General features: G+C 70.9%; 18 protein-coding genes. 14 read left to right on the top strand and 4 right to left on the bottom strand.

Translation table 11 applies throughout. The features are described 5' to 3' along the window. Positions 1-122: 122 nt before the first annotated feature. The 9 genes from QWU11_RS07000 (at position 123) to QWU11_RS06960 (ending at position 9,528) form a co-directional block, all read left to right on the top strand. Positions 123-1,121, top strand: a complete 999-nt coding sequence (locus QWU11_RS07000) for a Gfo/Idh/MocA family oxidoreductase (protein WP_290104214.1) — start codon at positions 123-125, stop codon at positions 1,119-1,121. Further along, positions 1,118-1,969 carry a TIM barrel protein gene (locus QWU11_RS06995; protein ID WP_290104213.1) on the top strand — a complete coding sequence of 284 codons (852 nt, stop codon included), beginning with the start codon at positions 1,118-1,120 and terminating at the stop codon, positions 1,967-1,969. Before QWU11_RS07000 ends, QWU11_RS06995 begins: the two co-directional genes overlap by 4 nt. Beyond that, positions 1,966-2,913, top strand: a complete 948-nt coding sequence (iolC, locus tag QWU11_RS06990) for a 5-dehydro-2-deoxygluconokinase (RefSeq protein ID WP_290104212.1) — start codon at positions 1,966-1,968, stop codon at positions 2,911-2,913. Before QWU11_RS06995 ends, iolC begins: the two co-directional genes overlap by 4 nt. Next, positions 2,910-3,797, top strand: coding sequence for a hypothetical protein (locus QWU11_RS06985; protein ID WP_290104211.1), 888 nt, complete (start codon positions 2,910-2,912; stop codon positions 3,795-3,797). Before iolC ends, QWU11_RS06985 begins: the two co-directional genes overlap by 4 nt. Next, positions 3,794-4,648 carry a 5-deoxy-glucuronate isomerase gene (gene iolB / locus QWU11_RS06980; protein ID WP_290104210.1) on the top strand — a complete coding sequence of 285 codons (855 nt, stop codon included), beginning with the start codon at positions 3,794-3,796 and terminating at the stop codon, positions 4,646-4,648. The genes QWU11_RS06985 and iolB overlap by 4 nt, the downstream gene beginning before the upstream one ends. Next, on the top strand, positions 4,645-6,507 hold the full coding sequence (gene iolD, locus QWU11_RS06975) for a 3D-(3,5/4)-trihydroxycyclohexane-1,2-dione acylhydrolase (decyclizing) (protein WP_290104209.1): 1,863 nt from the start codon (positions 4,645-4,647) through the stop codon (positions 6,505-6,507). The genes iolB and iolD overlap by 4 nt, the downstream gene beginning before the upstream one ends. A gap of 103 nt (positions 6,508-6,610) precedes the next feature. Continuing rightward, positions 6,611-7,588, top strand: a complete 978-nt coding sequence (locus QWU11_RS06970; RefSeq protein ID WP_290104208.1) for a sugar ABC transporter substrate-binding protein — start codon at positions 6,611-6,613, stop codon at positions 7,586-7,588. 60 nt (positions 7,589-7,648) lie between these two features. Continuing rightward, the gene (locus QWU11_RS06965; protein ID WP_290104207.1) at positions 7,649-8,698 is read left to right on the top strand and encodes an ABC transporter permease; all 1,050 of its coding nucleotides are present in this window, start codon (positions 7,649-7,651) and stop codon (positions 8,696-8,698) included. Next, positions 8,695-9,528: an ATP-binding cassette domain-containing protein gene (locus QWU11_RS06960; protein ID WP_290104206.1), complete on the top strand. Its 834-nt coding sequence runs from the start codon at positions 8,695-8,697 to the stop codon at positions 9,526-9,528. The genes QWU11_RS06965 and QWU11_RS06960 overlap by 4 nt, the downstream gene beginning before the upstream one ends. Here the strand turns inward: QWU11_RS06960 and QWU11_RS06955 are convergent. Continuing rightward, positions 9,518-10,141 (bottom strand): TetR/AcrR family transcriptional regulator, encoded by a 624-nt coding sequence (locus tag QWU11_RS06955; RefSeq protein WP_290104205.1) that lies wholly within the window; start codon positions 10,139-10,141, stop codon positions 9,518-9,520. The genes QWU11_RS06960 and QWU11_RS06955 overlap by 11 nt on opposite strands. Before the next feature lie 82 nt (positions 10,142-10,223). Between QWU11_RS06955 and QWU11_RS06950 the strand changes: the two genes are divergently transcribed. Both QWU11_RS06950 and QWU11_RS06945 read left to right on the top strand, forming a co-directional pair. Continuing rightward, on the top strand, positions 10,224-10,874 hold the full coding sequence (locus QWU11_RS06950) for a hemerythrin domain-containing protein (protein WP_290104204.1): 651 nt from the start codon (positions 10,224-10,226) through the stop codon (positions 10,872-10,874). A 130-nt stretch (positions 10,875-11,004) separates the two neighbouring features. After that, the gene (locus tag QWU11_RS06945) at positions 11,005-13,050 is read left to right on the top strand and encodes a TIM-barrel domain-containing protein (RefSeq protein WP_290104203.1); all 2,046 of its coding nucleotides are present in this window, start codon (positions 11,005-11,007) and stop codon (positions 13,048-13,050) included. Here QWU11_RS06945 and QWU11_RS06940 read toward each other — a convergent pair. Continuing rightward, the gene (locus tag QWU11_RS06940; RefSeq protein ID WP_290104202.1) at positions 13,039-13,617 is read right to left on the bottom strand and encodes a TetR family transcriptional regulator; all 579 of its coding nucleotides are present in this window, start codon (positions 13,615-13,617) and stop codon (positions 13,039-13,041) included. The two genes, QWU11_RS06945 and QWU11_RS06940, sit on opposite strands and share 12 nt — an antisense overlap. An 80-nt stretch (positions 13,618-13,697) precedes the next feature. On the opposite strand from QWU11_RS06940, the gene QWU11_RS06935 reads away from it, so the two are divergent. The 3 genes from QWU11_RS06935 to QWU11_RS06925 all read left to right on the top strand — a co-directional run bounded on the left by QWU11_RS06935 (position 13,698) and on the right by QWU11_RS06925 (position 16,946). Then, positions 13,698-14,543 (top strand): SDR family NAD(P)-dependent oxidoreductase, encoded by an 846-nt coding sequence (locus QWU11_RS06935; protein WP_290104201.1) that lies wholly within the window; start codon positions 13,698-13,700, stop codon positions 14,541-14,543. Between the two features lie 97 nt (positions 14,544-14,640). Beyond that, a complete protein-coding gene (locus QWU11_RS06930; RefSeq protein WP_290104200.1) occupies positions 14,641-16,032 on the top strand; it encodes a hypothetical protein in 1,392 nt (463 codons plus the stop codon). Positions 16,033-16,046: 14 nt separating this feature from the next. Next, complete coding sequence (locus tag QWU11_RS06925; RefSeq protein WP_290104199.1) at positions 16,047-16,946, top strand: arginase family protein; 900 nt, start codon at positions 16,047-16,049, stop codon at positions 16,944-16,946. Here QWU11_RS06925 and QWU11_RS06920 read toward each other — a convergent pair. Beyond that, complete coding sequence (locus QWU11_RS06920; protein ID WP_290104198.1) at positions 16,943-18,637, bottom strand: NAD-binding protein; 1,695 nt, start codon at positions 18,635-18,637, stop codon at positions 16,943-16,945. The two genes, QWU11_RS06925 and QWU11_RS06920, sit on opposite strands and share 4 nt — an antisense overlap. A 57-nt stretch (positions 18,638-18,694) precedes the next feature. After that, the gene (locus QWU11_RS06915) at positions 18,695-19,657 is read right to left on the bottom strand and encodes a Gfo/Idh/MocA family oxidoreductase (protein WP_290104197.1); all 963 of its coding nucleotides are present in this window, start codon (positions 19,655-19,657) and stop codon (positions 18,695-18,697) included. Positions 19,658-19,741: the final 84 nt, after the last annotated feature.

Raw genomic sequence — 19,741 nt, 5'->3', positions numbered from 1 at the left:
TATTACCTCTTAATGTCATTACAAATCATTGACATACGCGGAGATCGCGCAGCAGACTGCGGGCACATCCAGTTAACCCATTCGTAACTCAGCTGGCATACCTCGCTACCGCGGAGGACCCTATGAGAATCGGGCTCGCCGGAGCCGGGCGAATCGGGGCCCGGCACGCCGAAACCCTGTCTGAACTGCCCGAAGTCGATTCGGTGGTGATCGCCGACGTGGACACGGGGAGGGCGCGGGCGCTCGCCGGCCAGCACGGGACGCAGGTGGCGGACTCGGTGGACGATCTCTTCGCGGCGGGGCTCGACGGGCTCGTCGTGGCCGCCGCGACCGATGCGCACGCGGAGCTGGTGACGCGCGCGGCGGAGGCCGGGCTGCCTTCGTTCTGCGAGAAACCCGTCGCTCCGGACATCGTTGGAACGCTCCAAGTCATGGCCGCCGTGAAACGGACCGGATCGCCGGTCCAGGTCGGCTTCCAGCGCCGCTTCGACGCAGGTCACGTGGCCGTTCGCGACGCCGTGGCGGCGGGGCGGCTCGGCTGGCTCCACACCGTACGGTCCTGCACGCTCGATCCGGCCCCGCCGCCGCCCGGCTACATCCCGGTCTCCGGCGGAATCTTCCGCGACTGCGCGGTCCACGACATCGACGGCGTACGGTTCGTCACCGGCCGGGAGGTCGTCCAGGTCGTCGCGGTCGGTGCCAACAAGGGCGAGGACTACTTCGCCGAGAGCGGCGACGTCGACACGGGCGCGGCCCTGCTGACGCTCGACGACGGCACGATCGCGATCATCTGCGAGACCCGCTACAACGCCGCCGGCTACGACGTACGGCTGGAGGCGCTGGGAGCCAAGGACAGCCTGGTCGCGGGCCTGAACGAGCACACGCCGCTCATGTCGGCGGACGGCCGCGGGCTGGAGGACGGCACGCCGTACACCGGTTTCCTCCAGCGGTTCGGCGACGCGTACGTCGCCGAGATGCGCGCCTTCCTGCGGGTCGTGACCGGGCAGGCCGAGAGCCCGTGTCCGCCCGCCGAGGCGCTGGAGGCGTTCTACGTCGCCGAGGCCTGTGAGCGGTCCCGCCGGGAGGCCCGCGCGGTCACGATCGAGGAGGTTCGCAAGTGAGGATCGCCGGTGCGCCGATCTCCTGGGGAGTGTGCGAGGTGCCGGGCTGGGGCCACCAGATGTCCCCGGACCGGGTGCTCGGCGAGATGCGCGACGCGGGCCTGCTGGCGACGGAGTTCGGCCCGGACGGGTTCCTGCCCGCCGATCCGGGTGAGCGGTCCGCGCTGCTGAAGTCGTACGGGCTCGGCGCGGTCGGTGGTTTCGTCCCCGTGGTCCTGCACGACCCGGGCGTCGATCCCTTTCCCGACGTCGAACGAGCGCTCGCCGGGTTCGGCGACGCCGGGACGCTCGTGCTGGCCGCGGCCACCGGCCTGCACGGTTACGACGAGCGGCCGGCCCTGACCGAAGACGCCTGGCGCACGCTCCTCGCCAACCTCGACCGCATCACCGAGTACGCGGCCGGTCTCGGTGTGCTCGCGACCCTGCACCCGCACGTCGGCACGGTCGTCGAGGGGCCGCAGGAGGTCGACCGGGTGCTCGCCGGCTCACGCGTACCGCTCTGCCTGGACACCGGGCACCTGCTCATCGGCGGCACCGACCCGCTCGACCTGGCCCGTACGGCCGGCGACCGGGTCGCGCACGTCCACCTCAAGGACGTCGACGCGGGCCTGGCCCGCCGCGTGCGGGCCGGCGAGCTGACCTACACCGAGGCCGTACGGAACGGCATCTACCGGCCGCTCGGCGACGGCGACGTCGATGTTCCGGGCATCGTCGGCGCTCTGACCACGGCGGGCTACACGGGCTGGTATGTCATGGAACAGGACACGATCCTCGGCGCCGAGCCGGCGCCCGGCGCGGGTCCCGCCGGAGACGTGCTGCGCAGCGTGGCGTTCATGGAGGCCGTATGAGTGGTCATGACCTCATCACGATGGGGCGGGTGAGCGTCGACATCTACCCGTTGCAGGTCGGCGTACGGCTGGAGGACGTGGAGACCTTCGGCAAGTATCTCGGCGGCAGCCCGACCAACGTCGCGGTGGCCGCCGCCCGGCACGGCCGGAACGCCGCGGTGATCACCCGGACCGGCGACGACCCGTTCGGCCGCTACATCCACCAGGCCCTGCGCGGATACGGCGTCGACGACCGGTTCGTCACGCCGGTTCCGGGCCTGCCCACGCCGCTGGCGTTCTGCGAGATCTTCCCGCCGGACGACTTCCCGCTGTACTTCTACCGCTATCCCAAGGCCCCCGACATGGAGATCCGCGCCGGGGAGCTCGACCTGACCGCGATCCGCGCGGCCAAGGTCTTCTGGGCCACCGTGACCGGGCTGTCGGACGAGCCGAGCCGCTCGGCCACGCTCGCCGCGCTGGAGGCGCACGACGGCATCACCGTCCTCGACCTGGACTACCGGCCGATGCTCTGGTCCTCACCGGACGAGGCGCGGCACTGGGTCGACAAGGCGCTGGACCACGTCACCGTCGCGGTCGGAAACAGGGAGGAGTGCGCGGTCGCGGTAGGTGAGAGCGACCCGCACCGCGCGGCCGCCGCCCTGCGGGACCGCGGCGTACGGCTCGCCATCGTCAAGCAGGGGCCCAAGGGCGTCCTCGCGGCCGACGACGAGGGTGTGGTCGAGGCGCCGCCGGTCCCGGTCGAGGTCGTCAACGGCCTGGGCGCGGGCGACGCGTTCGGCGGCGCGCTCTGCCACGGCCTGCTGGACGGCTGGGACGCCGGCCGCATGATCCACTTCGCCAACGCGGCCGGCGCGATCGTCGCCTCGCGGATCGCCTGCTCCGAGGCGATGCCGACCACCGGAGAGGTCGAGGCGCTGCTCTCCGGGCGAGGGGAGGAGTCGTGATCGATGACTTCGCGGAGCGTCTCGCCTCGCTGACCGAGACCCGCGCCCGCCACCCGGAGGCGGTGGCCGAGGCGGCGGCCCGCCGGGTCCGGCGGCCGTCACTGCTCGGCCCGTCCGGCCGGCTGATGATCGTCGCGGCGGACCATCCGGCGCGCGGCGCGCTCGCCGCCGGCGACCGGCCGATGGCCATGGCCGACCGCACGGAGATGCTGCGCCGCGTCTGCGTCGCGCTCGGCCGGCCCGGCGTGGACGGCGTGCTCGGCACGCCCGACGTCATCGAGGACCTGCTCCTGCTCGGCGCGCTGGACGGCAAGGCCGTCATCGGCTCGATGAACCGCGGCGGGCTCGCCGGGTCCGCGTTCGAGATCGACGACCGGTTCACCGCGTATGATCCCGCGACCATCGCCGCGCAGGGCCTGGACGGCGGCAAGATGCTGCTGCGCATCGTCGATGAGGACCCGGACACCGTCCGTACGCTCGAGTCCTGCGCGCACGCCGTGACCGGGCTGGCCCGGCAGGGCCTGATGGCGATGATCGAGCCGTTCGCGTCCCGCCGCGAGGGCGGCCGGGTGCGCAACGTGCTCACCGCGGACGCCATGACGCGCGCCGTGGCGATCGCCTCCGGGCTCGGCGCGACCTCGGCCTACACATGGCTGAAGGTGCCGGTCGTGGACGACATGGAACGGGTGATGGCGGCGTCCACGCTGCCCGTGCTGCTGCTCGGCGGCGAGGTCTCCGACGACCAGGACGCCGCGCTGGCGGCCTGGCGCAAGGCCTTCGCACTACCCGGCGTGATGGGCCTGGTCGCCGGCCGCACCATGCTGTACCCACCCGGAGACGACGTAGCGGCCGCCGTGGACGCGGCGGTGGAGGTCATGGCATGACAAAGCACCACCTGCCCTTTGGAAGCACGAAGGCCGAGCCGTACGGGCTCGTCGTCACGCCCGAGGACGCGGGCTGGACCTACTCCGGCCTGCGGACGCTGGAGCTGGACGGCGGCGGGCACGTCTTCGAGACCGGCGGCGACGAGATGCTCGTCCTGCCGCTGAGCGGGAGCTGCGCGGTCGAGTGCGACGGCGAGACCTTCGAGCTCACCGGCCGCCGCGACGTCTTCTCCCGTGTGACCGACTTCGCGTACGTGCCGCGCGACGCGACCGTACGGGTGCGGGGGAGCGGGCGGTTCGCGCTGCCCGCGGCGCGGTGCGGGAACCGCCTGACGCCGAGGTACGGCCCGGCCGGGGACGTGCCCGTCGAGCTGCGCGGCGCGGGCGTCGCGAGCCGCCAGGTGAACAACTTCTGCACCCCCGAGGCGTTCCCGTACGCCGACAAGCTGATCGCGTGCGAGGTGCTCACGCCCGGCGGCTGCTGGTCCTCCTATCCGCCGCACAAACACGACGAGGACGGCCCCGGCGAGTGCCGCCTGGAGGAGATCTACTACTTCGAGGTGGCCGGGGAGGGCATGGCCTACCAGCGGGTTTACGGCACCGAGGAGCGGCCGATCGACGTGCTCGCCGAGGTGCGCACCGGCGACGTCGTGACCATCCCGCACGGCTGGCACGGCCCGTCGATGGCCACCCCGGGCTATGACCTGTACTACCTGAACGTCATGGCCGGCCCGGGTACGCAGCGGCAGTGGCTGATCTGCGACGATCCCGCGCACACGTGGATCCGTGGGACCTGGGAGGGTCAGGAGCCCGACCCGCGGCTCCCCCTCACCTCGGCGGAGGAGCGATGAGGCTCACCACCGGACAGGCGGTCGTCCGGTTCCTCGCGAACCAGTGGACCGAGCGCGACGGCGTCGAACAGCGGTTCTTCGCGGGCTGCTTCGGCATCTTCGGGCACGGCAACGTGGCGGGCGTCGGCGAGGCGCTGCTGGAGTACGGCCTGGAGGAGAACGCCGAGGAGCTTCCTTATTACATGGCCCGCAACGAGCAGGCGATGGTGCACACCGCCGTCGGCTTCGCGCGGGCGCACGACCGGCTGCGGGCCTTCACCTGTACGAGCTCGATCGGTCCGGGCGCGACCAACATGGTGACCGGCGCGGCCCTGGCGACCGTCAACCGGATCCCGGTGCTGCTGCTGCCCGGCGACGTCTTCGCCACCCGCGTGGCCAACCCGGTGCTGCAGGAACTGGAGGACCCGCGCTCGTACGACGTGTCGGTCAACGACGCCTTCCGGCCGGTCTCGCGCTTCTGGGACCGGATCAACCGGCCCGAGCAACTCCCCTCGGCGCTGCTGGCCGCGATGCGCGTGCTCACCGACCCCGCCGAGACGGGCGCGGTGACCCTGGCCCTCCCGCAGGACGTCCAGGCCGAGGCGCACGACTGGCCGGACGAGCTGTTCGCCAAGCGTGTGTGGCACGTCGCGCGGCCGGTGCCCGAGCCCGCCGCGCTGGAGCGGGCGGTCGCGCTGATCCGCGGCGCGGAGCGGCCGCTGATCGTGGCGGGCGGCGGAGTGATCTACTCCCGCGCCACAGACGAGCTGCGCGCCTTCGCGGAGGCGACCGGCGTCCCGGTGGGGGAGACCCAGGCCGGCAAGGGCGCGCTGCCGTGGGACCACCCGCAGGCGGCGGGCGCGATCGGCGCCACCGGCACCACGGCCGCCAACGCCCTGGCGCGCGAGGCCGACGTGGTCATCGGGATCGGCACCCGCTACAGCGACTTCACCACGGCCTCGCGCAGCCTGTTCGGCCGCACCCGGTTCGTGAACCTCAACGTGGCCGCGTTCGACGCGGCCAAGCACGCGGGCACCTCGCTGGTCGCCGACGCGCGCGCCGGCCTGGCCGCGCTGCGCGGGGCGCTGGACGGCTGGTCGGTGCCCGCCGCGTACCGCGAGGAGACCCGCGAGCGCGTCGCCGGCTGGAACGCCCTCGTGGACGAGGCGTTCCGCGGCACCGGCGAGGGCCTGCCCTCGCAGTCGGAGGTGCTCGGCGTCGTCGGCGAGGCGGCCCACGCACGCGACGTCGTGGTCTGCGCGGCCGGGTCGATGCCCGGTGACCTGCACAAACTCTGGCGTCCACGGGATCCGAAGGGCTACCACGTCGAGTACGGTTACTCATGCATGGGGTACGAGATCGCCGGCGGTCTGGGCGTGAAGATGGCCCTGGACCCCGGCCGCGAGGTGTTCGTCATGGTGGGCGACGGCTCGTACCTCATGATGTCCAGCGAGCTGGTCACCGCCGTGCAGGAGGGCGTCAAGCTCATCGTCGTCCTCGTCCAGAACCACGGCTTCGCCTCGATCGGCGCGCTGTCGGAGTCGGTGGGCGCGCAGCGGTTCGGCACGCGTTACCGCTACCGGACGGGCTCGGGCCTGGACGGCGACGTGCTCCCCGTCGACCTCGCCGCCAACGCGGCCAGCCTCGGCGCCCAGGTGATCACCGCGCGTACCCCCGTTGAGCTGCGTGACGCCCTCGCGAAGGCCCGCGCCGCCTCCGTCACGACCGTCGTGCACGTGGAGACCGACCCGCTGCGGCCCTCCCCGGACGGCGAGGCGTGGTGGGACGTCCCGGTGGCCGAGGTCTCCGCGCTGGACACCGTACGCGAGGCCCGTGCGCGTTACGACAAGGACAAACAAGGCCAGGGCGACTACCTGTAGCTGGATCCCCTGTAACCGAACAGAGATGGTGTGCCCCGGTTTGGTGGCGGGCGTAGCCGATAACCTCCACGGTCAGCGTGCCACCGAGAGGAGACCGATACATATGAAGCGCAAGGTGATCGCCGCGGCCTTGACGGGGCTGCTGGCGCTGAGCGCGTGCAGCAGCTCGGGCGGAAAGAAGGCCGACGACCAGGCGACGAAGGCGCTGGGCGGCGGCGGCCCCCGGATCAAGATCGCCATGGTCACGCACTCCGCTCAGGGCGACGCGTTCTGGGACATCGTGCAGAAGGGCGCCCAGTCGGCCTCGGCCAAGGACAACGTCCAGTTCCTGTACGCCGCCGACCCGGACGGCGGCAAGCAGGCCCAGCTCGTGCAGTCCTACATCGACCAGCACGTCGACGGGATCATCGTCACGCTGGCCAAGCCGGACGCGCTGAAGGACGTCGTCGCCAAGGCCGTCGCGGCCAAGATCCCGGTCGTGACGATCAACTCCGGTGCGGAGGACTCGGCCAAGTTCGGCGCGCTCGCCCACTTCGGCCAGGACGAGAACATCGCCGGCCAGGCGGCCGGTGAGCAGCTCAACAAGGCCGGCGTCAAGAAGGCCGTCTGCCTGATCCACGAGCAGGGCAACGTCGGTCTCGAGGCGCGCTGCGCCGGCGCGAAGAAGACCTTCTCCGGCCAGATGCAGAACCTCTTCGTCCAGGGTTCGAACATGCCGCAGGTCAAGTCGGCGGTCACCGCCAAGCTCCAGGCCGACAAGGGCATCGACGGCATCCTGGCGCTGAACGCCCAGATCGCCCTCACCGCCTCCGACGCCGCCAAGGACAGCGGCGGCAAGGCCAAGGTCGCCACGTTCGACATGAACAAGGACCTCATCGCAGCGATCAAGGACGGCCGCATCCAGTTCGCCGTCGACCAGCAGCCCTACCTCCAGGGCTACGAGGCCGTCGACGAGCTGTGGCTGTACAAGCGCAACGGCGACATCCTCGGCGGCGGCCAGCCCGTGCTCACCGGGCCGGCGATCGTCGACAAGTCCAACGCCGACGCCGTCGCGCCGTACGCGGATCGCGGCACTCGCTAAGCCAGCCGCGGGCCCGCCCGTGCCGTGGGCGGGCCCGCACCGAAACCCTGGAGTTTCCCCGTGAGTCAGACCATCGCGCCACCCGCGCCGGCCGGGGACGAACGCCTCGCCGCCCGCTCGCCGTTCCGCAAGCTGCTGGGCCGCCCCGAGATCGGCGCGCTCGTCGGCGCCATCGTGTTGTTCGTCTTCTTCTCACTGGTGGCCGACGCCTTCCTGCGCGCGTCGTCGTTCTCCACCGTCCTGTACTCCAGCGCGTCGATGGGCATCATGGCCGTGTCGGTGTCGCTGCTGATGATCGGCGGAGAGTTCGACCTGTCGGCGGGCGTGATGGTCACGTCCTCGGCGCTGATCGCGTCGATGTTCAGCTACCAGCTCACGCTCAACGTCTGGGCCGGCGTGGCGGTCTCCCTCGTGGTCACGCTCGCGCTGGGCTTCGTCAACGGCCTGATCTACGTCAGGACGGGCCTGCCGAGCTTCATCGTGACGCTCGGCACGTTCTTCATGCTCGCCGGCCTGAACCTCGGCTTCACCAAGCTCATCACGCACAACGTCGCCACGCCGTCGATCGAGGACATGGACGGCTTCTCCCAGGCGCGCGACGTGTTCGCCCGCAACTTCACGGTCGGCGGCGTGCAGGTCAACATCAGCGTGCTGTGGTGGATCGTGTTCGTGGCCATCGCGACCTGGCTGCTGCTGCGCACGCGTTCCGGCAACTGGATCTTCGCCGTCGGCGGGTCGGCCTCCAGCGCCCGCGCGGTGGGCGTCCCGGTCACGCGTACGAAGATCGCCCTGTTCATGGGCGTGTCCTTCACCGCGTGGTTCTACGGCATGCACATCCTCTTCAACTTCAAGTCCGTGCAGTCCGGTGAGGGCGTCGGCAACGAGTTCTTCTACATCATCTGCGCGGTCGTCGGCGGCTGCCTGCTGACCGGCGGGTACGGCTCGGCGATCGGCGCGGCCATCGGCGCGTTCATCTGGGGCATGACGAGCAACGGCATCGTGTACGCCGAGTGGAACCCGGACTGGTTCAAGTTCTTCCTGGGGGCGATGCTTCTCGCCGCCACCGTTGTCAACCTCGTCGTACGGCGCCGGGCGGAGGCAGGAAAATGAGTGAGCCACTGGTCGCGCTCGAGGGAGTCGGCAAGCGCTACGGCAACGTCATCGCGCTGCGCGACATCGACCTGGAGGTCGCCGCCGGCGAGATCACCTGCGTCCTCGGCGACAACGGGGCGGGCAAGTCGACGCTCATCAAGATCGTCGCCGGCCTGCACAAGCACGACGAGGGCGTGTTCCGCGTCGAGGGCCAGGAGGTGTCCTTCGGCTCGCCGCGCGAGGCGCTCGAACACGGCATCGCGACGGTCTACCAGGATCTTGCGGTCGTGCCGCTCATGCCGGTGTGGCGCAACTTCTTCCTGGGCTCGGAGAAGCGCGTGGGCCCGGTGCCGTTCAAGCGCCTTGACATCTCCTTCATGCGCGAGACCGCCAAGAAGGAACTCCTCGACATGGGCATCGACCTGCGCGACGTCGACCAGCCCATCGGCACGCTGTCGGGCGGCGAACGTCAGTGCGTCGCGATCTCCCGGGCGGTCTACTTCGGCGCGAAGGTCCTGATCCTGGACGAGCCGACCGCGGCGCTGGGCGTCAAGCAGGCGGGCGTCGTGCTCCGTTACATCGCGGGGGCGCGCGAGCGCGGCCTGGGAGTCATCTTCATCTCCCACAACCCGCACCACGCGTACCCGGTGGGGGACCGGTTCCTGCTGCTCAAGCGGGGCCGCAGCATCGGCTACTACACCAAGGAAGAGATCAGCCTGGCCGAGCTCACCGCGCAGATGGCGGGCGGCGCGGAACTGGACGAACTGGCCCACGAGCTGGAGAGCGCGGGCGTCAAGGGCGCCCCGGAGCTCCGCGAGGACGCACGGGACCTGGGCGTCACGGACTGATCGTCTCCAGGAGCAGCACCCTGGCCGTCGCGGCGAGCTGGGCCTGGGCGTCGTCCCAGGTCCAGCCGGAGTCCTCGACCAGCGCCCGCCAGGCATGGGGGCCGAAGCAGAACCACAGCACGTCGGCGCAGCGGTCCACCGGGGTGCTCACCGCGCCCAGCTCCGCGAGATGGGCGGCCACCGCCCGGAGGGACGTCCGGTAACTCGCCCTGACCCGGTTCCACAGGGCGTCGGCGGACTCCAGCACCGGCATGGCGCCCGCGAGGATGGTCAGGACCTCGCGGTGACCCTCGTAACCCAGCCTGGTGCCGTGGGCCAGTTCTCCCAGGCACTCCAGCGGGTCCGTCATGGTGAGGATCCGGATCGTCGTCTCCTCCGCGCCCGACTCCTTCACGGCGTCTTCCAGGATCTCCCGCAGGATCTCCGCCTTGCCGCCCACGCTCGCGTACATCGTCTTCACCGCCGTGCCCGCCTCACGGGCGATCTCGGCGACCGTCACGTGGGCGTAGCCCCGGTCGGCGAACAACCGCCGGGCCGCCATGAGCAGATCCCGCCGGGTCGCGGCGGCACCCAGCTCTCGCCTCGGTGAGTGGTACGGGCGCGCCTGGGACATCCGATCAGGATATCGCTCTGCATTCGATGCACTACGCTTCACTTCGTTGCACATTCATTTACCTCAATATTGAGGGGATCCCATGACCGTGCCGACAGCGCCGACCGAGGGCGCGAACATGTACGACGAGCTCATCGCCGTGCACACGATCATGCGACGCGGGGCCGAGCTCACCGCGGACGCCTTCGCCCGGCACGCGGCCGGCGAGAAGATGCGCACCAAGACCCTGCTGAGCACCGCGAACTGGCTCGTGGAGTTCGTCCATCACCACCACGCGAGCGAGGACGAGCTGTTCTGGCCCGTGCTGCGCGAGCTGTTCCCGGCCAAGGTCGCCGAGCTCGACGGGCTGACCGCCGAACACGAGGCCCTCGACGCCGAGCTGCGCAGGCTCGGCGCGGCGATCCACGGAGCCGGGGACGAGGCCGCCCAGGCCGCCCAGGCCGCGGCCAGGGTCCGCGACCTCCTCGTGGCACACCTCGGGACCGAGGAACCGGCCCTCGCCGAGATGTTCCCCCAGGTCCCCGACGCCGAGATCGTCCGGCTCCGCAAGGCCATCGTCGACGGTGCTCCCCGCTCCGGTCCGGACCTGGTGTTCGGCCTGCTCGAAGACCCGGACCGGCCTCGGGGGTACGCGCTCATGATGGGCGCCTTCCCGCCACCGCTGCGGTGGCTCCGCCCTGTACTCCTGGGCCGCTATCGCGCGCGCAAGAAGGCCCTCGGCGCCACGGCCTGACGGCCGCGACTCGGGTCAACACCGGCGAAGATCTTGACGGGACGCTCATTCATGCGCAGTATCCCGGAGTAGTGCGCACGAATGAGCAACCCAGCCGGACGGTTCCCGACCGGCCAAACACCACCGCGAGGTGATCGCGCTGAGACCCCGCCGACTTCCGCTCTCCCTCGCCGCCCTTCTTCTCGTCGCCGCCGCGTCGGTCGACGCGAGCGCCGGCGCCGCGGCGGCCTCCGGTCGCGTCACCTTCCGGGGCGGCGCGACCTCACTCACCCTGACCACCCCCGCGTACCAGGTCGTCATCGCCAAGCGGCACTTCCAGATCACCGCCCGCCGCGCCGGCCGTACCGTCCTGGCCACCACGAACACGGACGCCCTCGACCTCACCGGCCCGAACGGCCGCGCGACCGCCACCGACGTGCGCAAGGCGGTTTGGTCCCACGGCGTTCTCACGCTCGAGGTCGCCACCACCGACGCCTCCGCGACGCTGGAGGTACGCCTCACCCCGGGCGCCGATCGCTACAAGGTCGAGAGCACGGTCCAGGGCGTGACCGCCACCGCGACCGGCATGCACTTCGCCATGGCCTCCGCCGGCCACTGGTACGGCCACGGCGAGGCGACCACCGACGCCGGCGGGCCGTACACCGACCAGCCGTGGCCCCTCGACGCGGGCAAGGTGGCCGATGATGCGTTCGGCCCCGCCTCGTACCAGATGGTGGATCCGTTCTGGTTCACCCAGTCATCGGCCGGTATCTGGTTCGACACCCAGGACCTGATGAACGTCTCGCTCGGCAAGGACACCGCCGGCGTCGCGGGCCTGGAGGTCACCGGGACGCCGAGCCTTGCCGCGACCTTCTTCGTGGAGAAGACCCCGAAGGCGGTCTACGACGACTACATCGGCATCACCGGCAAGCCGGCCAAGAGCGACGCCGAGCCCTACCAGTACGAGACTCCGCTCTGGAACTCCTGGGCGCAGTTCTACACGAACGTGGACCAGCAGGGCTTCCTGGACTACGTACGCCGCCTGCACGCGGCCGGCGAGCCCGGCCACACGGCCTCGCTGGACGACGGCTGGATGAGCCATTACGGCGACTTCACCTTCAACGACAAGTTCCCCGACCCCAAGGGCATGTCGGACGAGGTGCACGGGCTGGGCGACAAGTTCGGCCTCTGGGTGACGCTCTGGATCAACCTCGACGCCGACAACTACAAGGTCGCCGCCGACAAGGGCTACCTCCTGAAGTCCAAGGACGACCCGGCCAAGCCGTGCACCGTCGAGTGGTGGAACGGCAGGGCGGGCATCGTTGACCTGGGCAACCCGGACGCCCGAGCCTGGTACGCCGACCAGCTGCGTGCCCTGCAGAGGACGTACGGGGTGGACGGCTTCAAGTTCGACACCCGTTTCTACGACGAGACGTGCGCGCCGGCGGCCGGTCACACGGCCAACGACTACGTGAAGCTGGGCGCGCAGCTGACCGATGAGTTCGACCAGCAGGGCGTGGGCGTACGGATCCACTGGACGGGTTCGCAGAAGTACGGCTTCGTGACCCGCGAGATCGACAAGGGCACGGACTGGACGTCGCTCCAGGCCGCCGTCCACCAGGACCTGGCCGTCTCGACGATCGGCTACCCGTTCGTGGAGACCGACATGGTCGGCGGCTCGGAGGGCAAACCGCCGCCGTCGAAGGAGGTCCTGATCCGCTGGGCCCAGGCCGCCGCCGCGATGCCGCTCGTCTACTCCTCCACCTCCCCGGTCCGCGTGTACGACTACGTGAACGACAAGTGGGTGAACTACGACCCGGACACCGCCAGGCTGTACGCGCGAGCGCTGGACGTCCACAAGCGCCTGGCGCCGTACATCCTGAAGCAGGTCCAGGCCACCGTGAGGACCGGCGACCCGATCATGCAGCCGCTGTTCTTCGACTTCCCGTCGGACCAGCGGTCGTACACCATCTCCGACGAGTGGCTCCTGGGCGACTCACTGCTCGCCGCCCCGCTGCTGAAGCCGGGCACGAGCCGCGACGTCCACCTCCCGCCGGGCGAGTGGTACGACGTCAAGCGAGGCAGAACCGTACGAGGCGACCTCCACGCGTACGAAGCCGACCTGGGCACCCTGCCGCTGTTCGTCCGTGTAGGCACCCCGGACACGAAGTCCCTGATCGCCGCCCTACGGCACTGAGGGAGAGGACAGGAGGGCGCGTACGGCGTCGATGACGACCTGGCGGCGGTGGGCGCGCGTGTGCCCGCCCACCAACGCCACGTACTCAGGCGTCATCGACGTCCACATCGACGCGATCGTCAGCACCAGCGCCAGGAGGTCCTCCGGCGCCAGGTGACGGGGGAGCAGGCCGCCCTCCTGCGCCCCTGCGATCGCCTCGACCTTGGCGCGGTTGCTCGTCACGATGATGTCCAGCGGCGAGTGCGTGTCCGCGCGTTCCAGCCGGTACCACGTCGCCAGCCGCTGCACGTCCGGGCGCTCCTCGTAGCCGTCGAACAGCCGCGCCGCGTAGCCCGGCAGGTCGGCGGGGTCGATCGGCACCTCCCGTACGGTACGCACGACGAGCTCGTTGAAGACCGCGTCGAACAGCGCGTCCTTGCTCCCGAAGTAGTGGTAGATCTGCGCCTTGTTCGACTTCGCCACGGCGGCGATGCGGTCGACGCGCGCGCCGGCGATGCCGTACGCGGCGAACTCCTGCGTCGCCGCGTCGAGCAGCCGCCGTCGGGTCGCCTCAGCGTCACCTGCCATGCCCCCAACCGTACAGCTAACCGGTTAGTTGACACCGCGACTAGTATCCAACTAACCGTTTAGTCGAAAGGAAATGAAACATGAGCGTCTTCCTCGTCACCGGCACCTCCCGCGGCCTCGGACGGAGCATCGCCGAGGCGGTCCTCGAAGCCGGCCACTCCCTTGTCGCCACCGCCCGCACCCCCAACCTGCCGGACGACCACGGCGACCGCCTCCGCCAGGTGAGGCTCGACGTCACCGACCCGGACGCCGCCGAGGCCGCCGTACGCACGGCCGTCGAGGCGTTCGGCCGCCTCGACGTCGTCGTCAACAACGCCGGCTACGCGAACCTCGTCTCCGTCGAGGACATCACGGCAGAGGACTTCCGCGCCCAGATCGACACGAACCTCCTGGGCGTCGTCAACGTCACCAAGGCCGCCCTGCCGGTCCTGCGCGAGCAGGGCGGCGGCCACATCATCCAGATCTCCTCGGTGGGCGCGCGAGTGACCACCCCGGGCCTGTCCGCCTACCAGGCCGCGAAGTGGGCGGTCGGCGGCTTCTCCGAGGTGCTCGCAAAGGAGGTCGCGCCGCTCGGCATCAAGGTCACCGTCCTCGAACCCGGCGGCATGCGCACCGACTGGGCCGGCTCCTCGATGACGATCCCGCCGGTCAGCGAGCCGTACGCGCCGACCGTGGGCGCGCTGGCCGCACACTTCGGCGGCGGCGGCGTCCCGGCCGCCGGTGACCCGGCGAAGGTCGCGCAGGTCGTCCTCACGATCGCCGGCACCGACGACCCGCCGGTACGGCTGGTGCTCGGCAGCGACGCGGTCCGCTACGCGACGGCCGCCGGACGGGCCCTCGCCGAGAGCGACGCCCGCTGGCTCGGCCTCAGCCTCTCCACCGACCACGACGCCGCCACCGAGGCCGAACTACGCCCCCTCGGGTGAGCGGACGTTACCCCACCCTGCGACCGGGGAATGATCGCCAGGAAGGAAGGGCCGTGATCCCCCCAAAGGCCAACGTCGCCGCTAGTGGGGGTAAGCAGTGTTCATCGGGACCAGACGCGGCATCGCCGTGATCGCATGCGGCGGACTCGCCGTCGCCGGATGTGCCGGGCACTCCGAAAAGCCTCCCGTCGTCTCCAAGGCGACGGCGATCGCTCCGGTCGCCACCGAGGTGCACGGCTACGTGGCCAAGGTGTGGCCGGACGCCGGGCGCATCTGGCCCGGCGTCGTCCTCAAGGACCGCCGGATCATCCTCGGCGACGGGAAGGACGCCCGGCTGATCACGGTCGAGGGCATCAAGAACCTGTCGGCCGCCGATCTCATCCAGCACAAGGTCGTGATCCCGCAGTCCGGCTCGCTCTACACGACGTGGGACGGCCACCCGGCCATCGTGATCAACGCCGCCGACCCCTCGTACGCCGAGGAGGCCAAGAGCGAACACGCGAGCCTGTCGGAGATCCTGTACGGTGCGGCCACCGACGAGCTGTTCCACTCCTGGCAGCAGCGCGGCCGGCCGTCGACGCAGATGCGGGGCACGGAGTACCCCCTCGCGGTCACGCCGAGGCTCTACCGCGCCATGCTCTACGACGACGTGGTCGTCGCCTACCACGACCCGAACCAGCGGCGGCAGCGACTCGGCAACGCCGCCTACTGGTACGGCAAGTGGAGCAAGGAGTACCCCGACGAGGCCAAGCGCGCCGTCGCCACCGACGGCGCCGAAGGTGCCTCCGGCTACTTCGACGCGATCTCCGCCGCCATGGCCCAGGGCGCCGACCGCAAGAATCGCGCGGACATCCGCGAGCACGTCGCGTACCAGCCGCTCGACCAGGGCGGCATGGACCCGCGGCACCTGACCGTCGACGGCGAGGCCGCGCCGCTCGGTGCCCTCGCCGGCCTGATCCTGGACGAGGAGAAGAAGCCCTGGCAGAAGCAGATGGTCCAGGGCGGCCAGACCCCGGTCGGCCTGCTGCTGCAGGGGGTTCCGCCGACCGCCGAGCAGCCCTCGGACGAGCTGCGGCAGGCGATCCAGGACGCGCTCGCCAAGCAGAACAGCGACCTGATCCCGAGGTTCAACCCGCTCGTACGGGCCTACAACGACAATGGCGACAAACTGCTGCTCATCCCCCTGGAAGCGGCGACCGGCGACCTGGAGACCGGCGGCTACTACACGACCAAGAACGTCCCGTACGCGATGCTCGCCCGGCTGACCGGGACGTTCGAGTTCCCGAGCGGCCGGCTGCAGGCCAAGGAGGCGTCCGTGCTGACCGGGACGATCGACGGCCGGCAGTACGTGATCGTGCCGCTCGACACCGAGCACAAGAGGACCCGCGTGTCCGACAACCGGATCCGGCTCGACACCGGCCCGCTCGTCGGCGCGTTCAAGGTGAAGACGCACAGGATGCACGGACGGGACGGGCTCGTCGCGCAGTAGGGCACACTGTGGCGATGACGATCGGCCTGCTGTCCGCACCGACCAACCTGGGCCTGCGCCCGCCGGCGCAGACCAGCGTTCCCGGCTGCGCCAAGGCGCCGGAGGCGCTGCGCGAGGCTGGCCTTCACCGGCGCCTCGCCGAACTCGGCGCGCAGGAGCGGGGCGTCGTGCTGCCGGGACGGTACGCCGACGAGGCGAAACCGGGCGAGCTCCGCAACCAGCTCGCCATCGTCGAGCACGCGCGGCGGCTGGCCGACCGCATCGGGGGACTGCGCGCGGACGGGCTGGCCCCGCTCGTCCTCGGCGGTGACTGCAGCATCCTGGTGGCGGCGGGCCTCGCGCTGCGGCGTACGGGCCGTCATGGCCTGGTCCACCTCGACGGGCACACCGACTTCCGCCACCCCGGCAACTCCGAGCTGTGCGCGAGCCTGGCCGGTGAGGACCTGGCCGCCGCGGTGGGCCGCCACTGGCCCGCGGTCGCCGACCTCGACGGGCTCGCCCCGTACTTCGACCCGGCCGACGTCGTCCACGCGGGCTGCCGCGACTACGACGAGGAGCTCCAGGAGACCAGGGCCCTGCTCGGCGCCGTCATCCCCGCCTCACGGATCCGGCACGAGGGCGTCGAACGGGCCGCGCACCGGATCCTGGAGGTCGCCGGCGAGGCCGAGGGCGGCTACTGGCTCCACCTGGACGTGGACATCCTCGACCCGAGCGTGATGCCGTCGGTGGACAGCCCCGACCCGGACGGCCTCGACCCCGACGAGCTCACCGGCCTGCTCACCGCCCTGGCCCCACGCGCGATCGGCGCCCAGGTGACCGTCTTCGACCCGGACCTGGACCCGGACGGAGGCCGCGCCCGCCTCCTGGCCGACATCCTCGTCGCCGGCCTGGCCGACCTCGGCCGCGACGCCTAACCCGGCCCCCACGCCGCGGACGGGGAGATGCTCCGGGCCCGTACGTTGCCGATGCCCGTACGGGTGGCCAGCACGATGAGCCGGTCGCCCCGTACGAGCATGTAGCCGTTCTGCGGCTCCCAGTCGAAGTGCTGCCCGCCGCGGCGGCCGACCGCGAGCACGCGTGACTCGCCCGGCTGGTTGGCGTCGCTCAGCGGGCAGCCCTCCAGCGCCGAGCCCGGCACGACGGGCACCTCCGCGATGAGCATCACCTTGCGGCCGACCGGGATGGTGCCGATGACCTGGCGCTCCATCATCGCGGCGGCGAAAGCGGGCGCGGCCAGGAAGGACACGCTCCGCGACACCGGGATCCGGAAGTTGCGGTGCACCCGCCCCGCCAGGTCGTCGTCGAACAGCCGCAGCACCACCCGTACGTTGTCCTTCAGCTCGCGCGAGCTCAGCCCGGCCTCGAGGTTGGTGATGTCGTCGCTGGTGACGGTGACGACCGCGCGGCAGGTGTTGACCCACGCGCTCCGCAGCGTCTCCATCCGCGTGGCGTCGCCGATCACGATCGGCAGCCTCTCGCGGCGGGCCATGGGCACCCCGACCGCGTCCTCGTTGATGTCGACGCACACGACGGGGACGCCGAGGTCGTTGAGCTGCGCGACGACGCGTACGCCGACGCCGCCGAGCCCGACGACCACCACGTGCCCGCTGATCGGCTGGCGCAGGCGGTCGAACGGTCCCGCGAGCCGGGCGCGCACGATCGCGTCCACGACCGCCGCCGTGACCGCGGGCACCAGGGCCAGGCTCGCGAGCGTGACCACCACCTGCGTCACCTTGCCGAGGGCGCCCATCTTCGGGTCGGGGTCGGCCGCGCCCGCGACGTCGAGCAGCATGAAGTAGATCGCCTTGCCGACGCCGTACCCGTCGGCGACGCTGAGCACGACCGTGCCGGCCACGATCACGCCGAGCAGGACGAGCACCACCTGCATCAGCCGGCGGTTGAAGATCAGCGGCAGGCTGCGCGTCAGCGCGGTGAACGGGCTGCTCTGCGGCCGGTGCTGCAGCAGCGGGTCGCGCGGGGTCTTGTCGGCCACCGCGAGGACGAGGTTCGCGCTCTCGCCCGGGTCCGGCAGCAGCCGCGGATTGCCCTCCGAGTGCCGCGTGTCGGCCAGGCCGCAGATGATCGTCGACGGCCGGTCGCTGCGCCGGGCGACGTACAGCGTCCGCCCCGCCACACGTACGTGGCTGGGCGCCGGGTCGCCGAGCGCGGCGGCCACGAACGACGGTGCGGCCATCGCGCCGTCCGACAGCACCGCGCAGTCGTTGAACAGCGTGCGGATCCGCGCTCCGAGCGAGGTGTTCGACATCCGGATGACGAGCCGGGCGCCGGGGTTGAGCTCCTGTACGCGCAGCGCGGCGTGGATGTTGCCGACCTCGCTGTTGCCGACGAGCGCGACCGCGCGCGCCGCCTCCGCGTTGACGTCGCGGAACGTCTCGTCGTTCAGCTCGGGCGCCTCGTGCACCTTCACCCGCGGCAGCTCGGCGATCTGCGGGCCCTGGTTGCGTTTCTTGGACGGGAGGATGACGGTGACGTCCTGCAGATATCGCGTTGCGAGCTCGTCGGCGAGCCGGAAGGCGAGCGGCGTGTCGCCGCAGACGACCAGGTGCCCACGCATGGCGCTGCGACGTCGGGGGACTGTCGGCACGACGTGATCCTAGTCGCCGTACCTGAATAGTTACGTGACCACCTGCACGTTCGCGGGCTACTCCTGCGACAGGCGGGTGGTGATGGTGTCGAGGGCGCGGATGATGGCGACGCTCTCGTCCAGCGGCATCGTGGGCGACTCTGTGAGACCGGCGTCGAGACAGCGGGCGACCTCTTCGGCCTGGTATGTGTAGCCGTGTCCGGACACCTCGACCGTGAACGTCTCCGGCTCGGCGCCGTCGCGGTGCAGCGTCATCGCGTTCGGGTGCCAGAACGGCCCGGCCACCTCGATCCACCCCGCCGTCCCCGTGATCGTCGCGCTCTGCGGCGTCTTGGCGAGGAACCCGCAGTGCAGCAGCGCCACCGCGCCCGACTCGTACCCGAACAGGATCCCGGTGTTCGCGTCCACCCCGGTCGGCGCGGGCGTCGTCACCGCCTGGACGGTCGCCGGCGCGCCGAGCAGCATCCACGCGAACGAGACCGGGTAGACGCCGAGGTCGAGCAGCGCCCCGCCGGCCAGCTCCGGAGCGTACAGCCGGTGCGACGCGTCGAACGGGAAGTTCTCGCTGAAGTCGGCGTACACCGCCTTGACCTCGCCGATCGCGCCGTCGCCGACGAGTTCGCGCACGCGGGCGATGAGCGGGTTGAACCGCGTCCACATCGCCTCCATCGCGAACAGGTTCCGCTCACGGGCCAGACTCACCAGCTCCGCGGCGTCGGCCGCAGACGTCGTGAACGGCTTCTCAACGAGCACGCCGCGCCCCGCCTCCAGGCACGTACGGGCGGCGGAGTGGTGCACGTTGTGCGTGGTCGCGACGTAGACGACGTCGACCTTGTCGTCGGCGGCGAGCTCGGCGTAGGACCCGTACGCCCGCGCGATGTCGTACCTGCCGGCGAACCCCTCGGCGGTCTCCGCCGCACGCGATCCGACCGCCGCCACCTCGTGTCCGAGGAGGAGCAGGTCCTCGGTGAACGTGCGGGCGATCCCGCCGGTACCCAGAATTCCCCACCGAATCGTCACGATCGCCGATGGTACGGGGAACATGCCGCGTTTGGTCGGGCCGGGAGGGTTGCGCGCTCTTTGTTCTAGTTGTTATATAGCAAT

This window comes from Actinomadura sp. DC4 (assembly GCF_030406325.1).
GTDB lineage: Bacteria > Actinomycetota > Actinomycetes > Streptosporangiales > Streptosporangiaceae > Actinoallomurus.
Note: the sequence above shows the minus strand (reverse complement) of the source record. Positions and strands in the feature narration are given on the sequence as shown.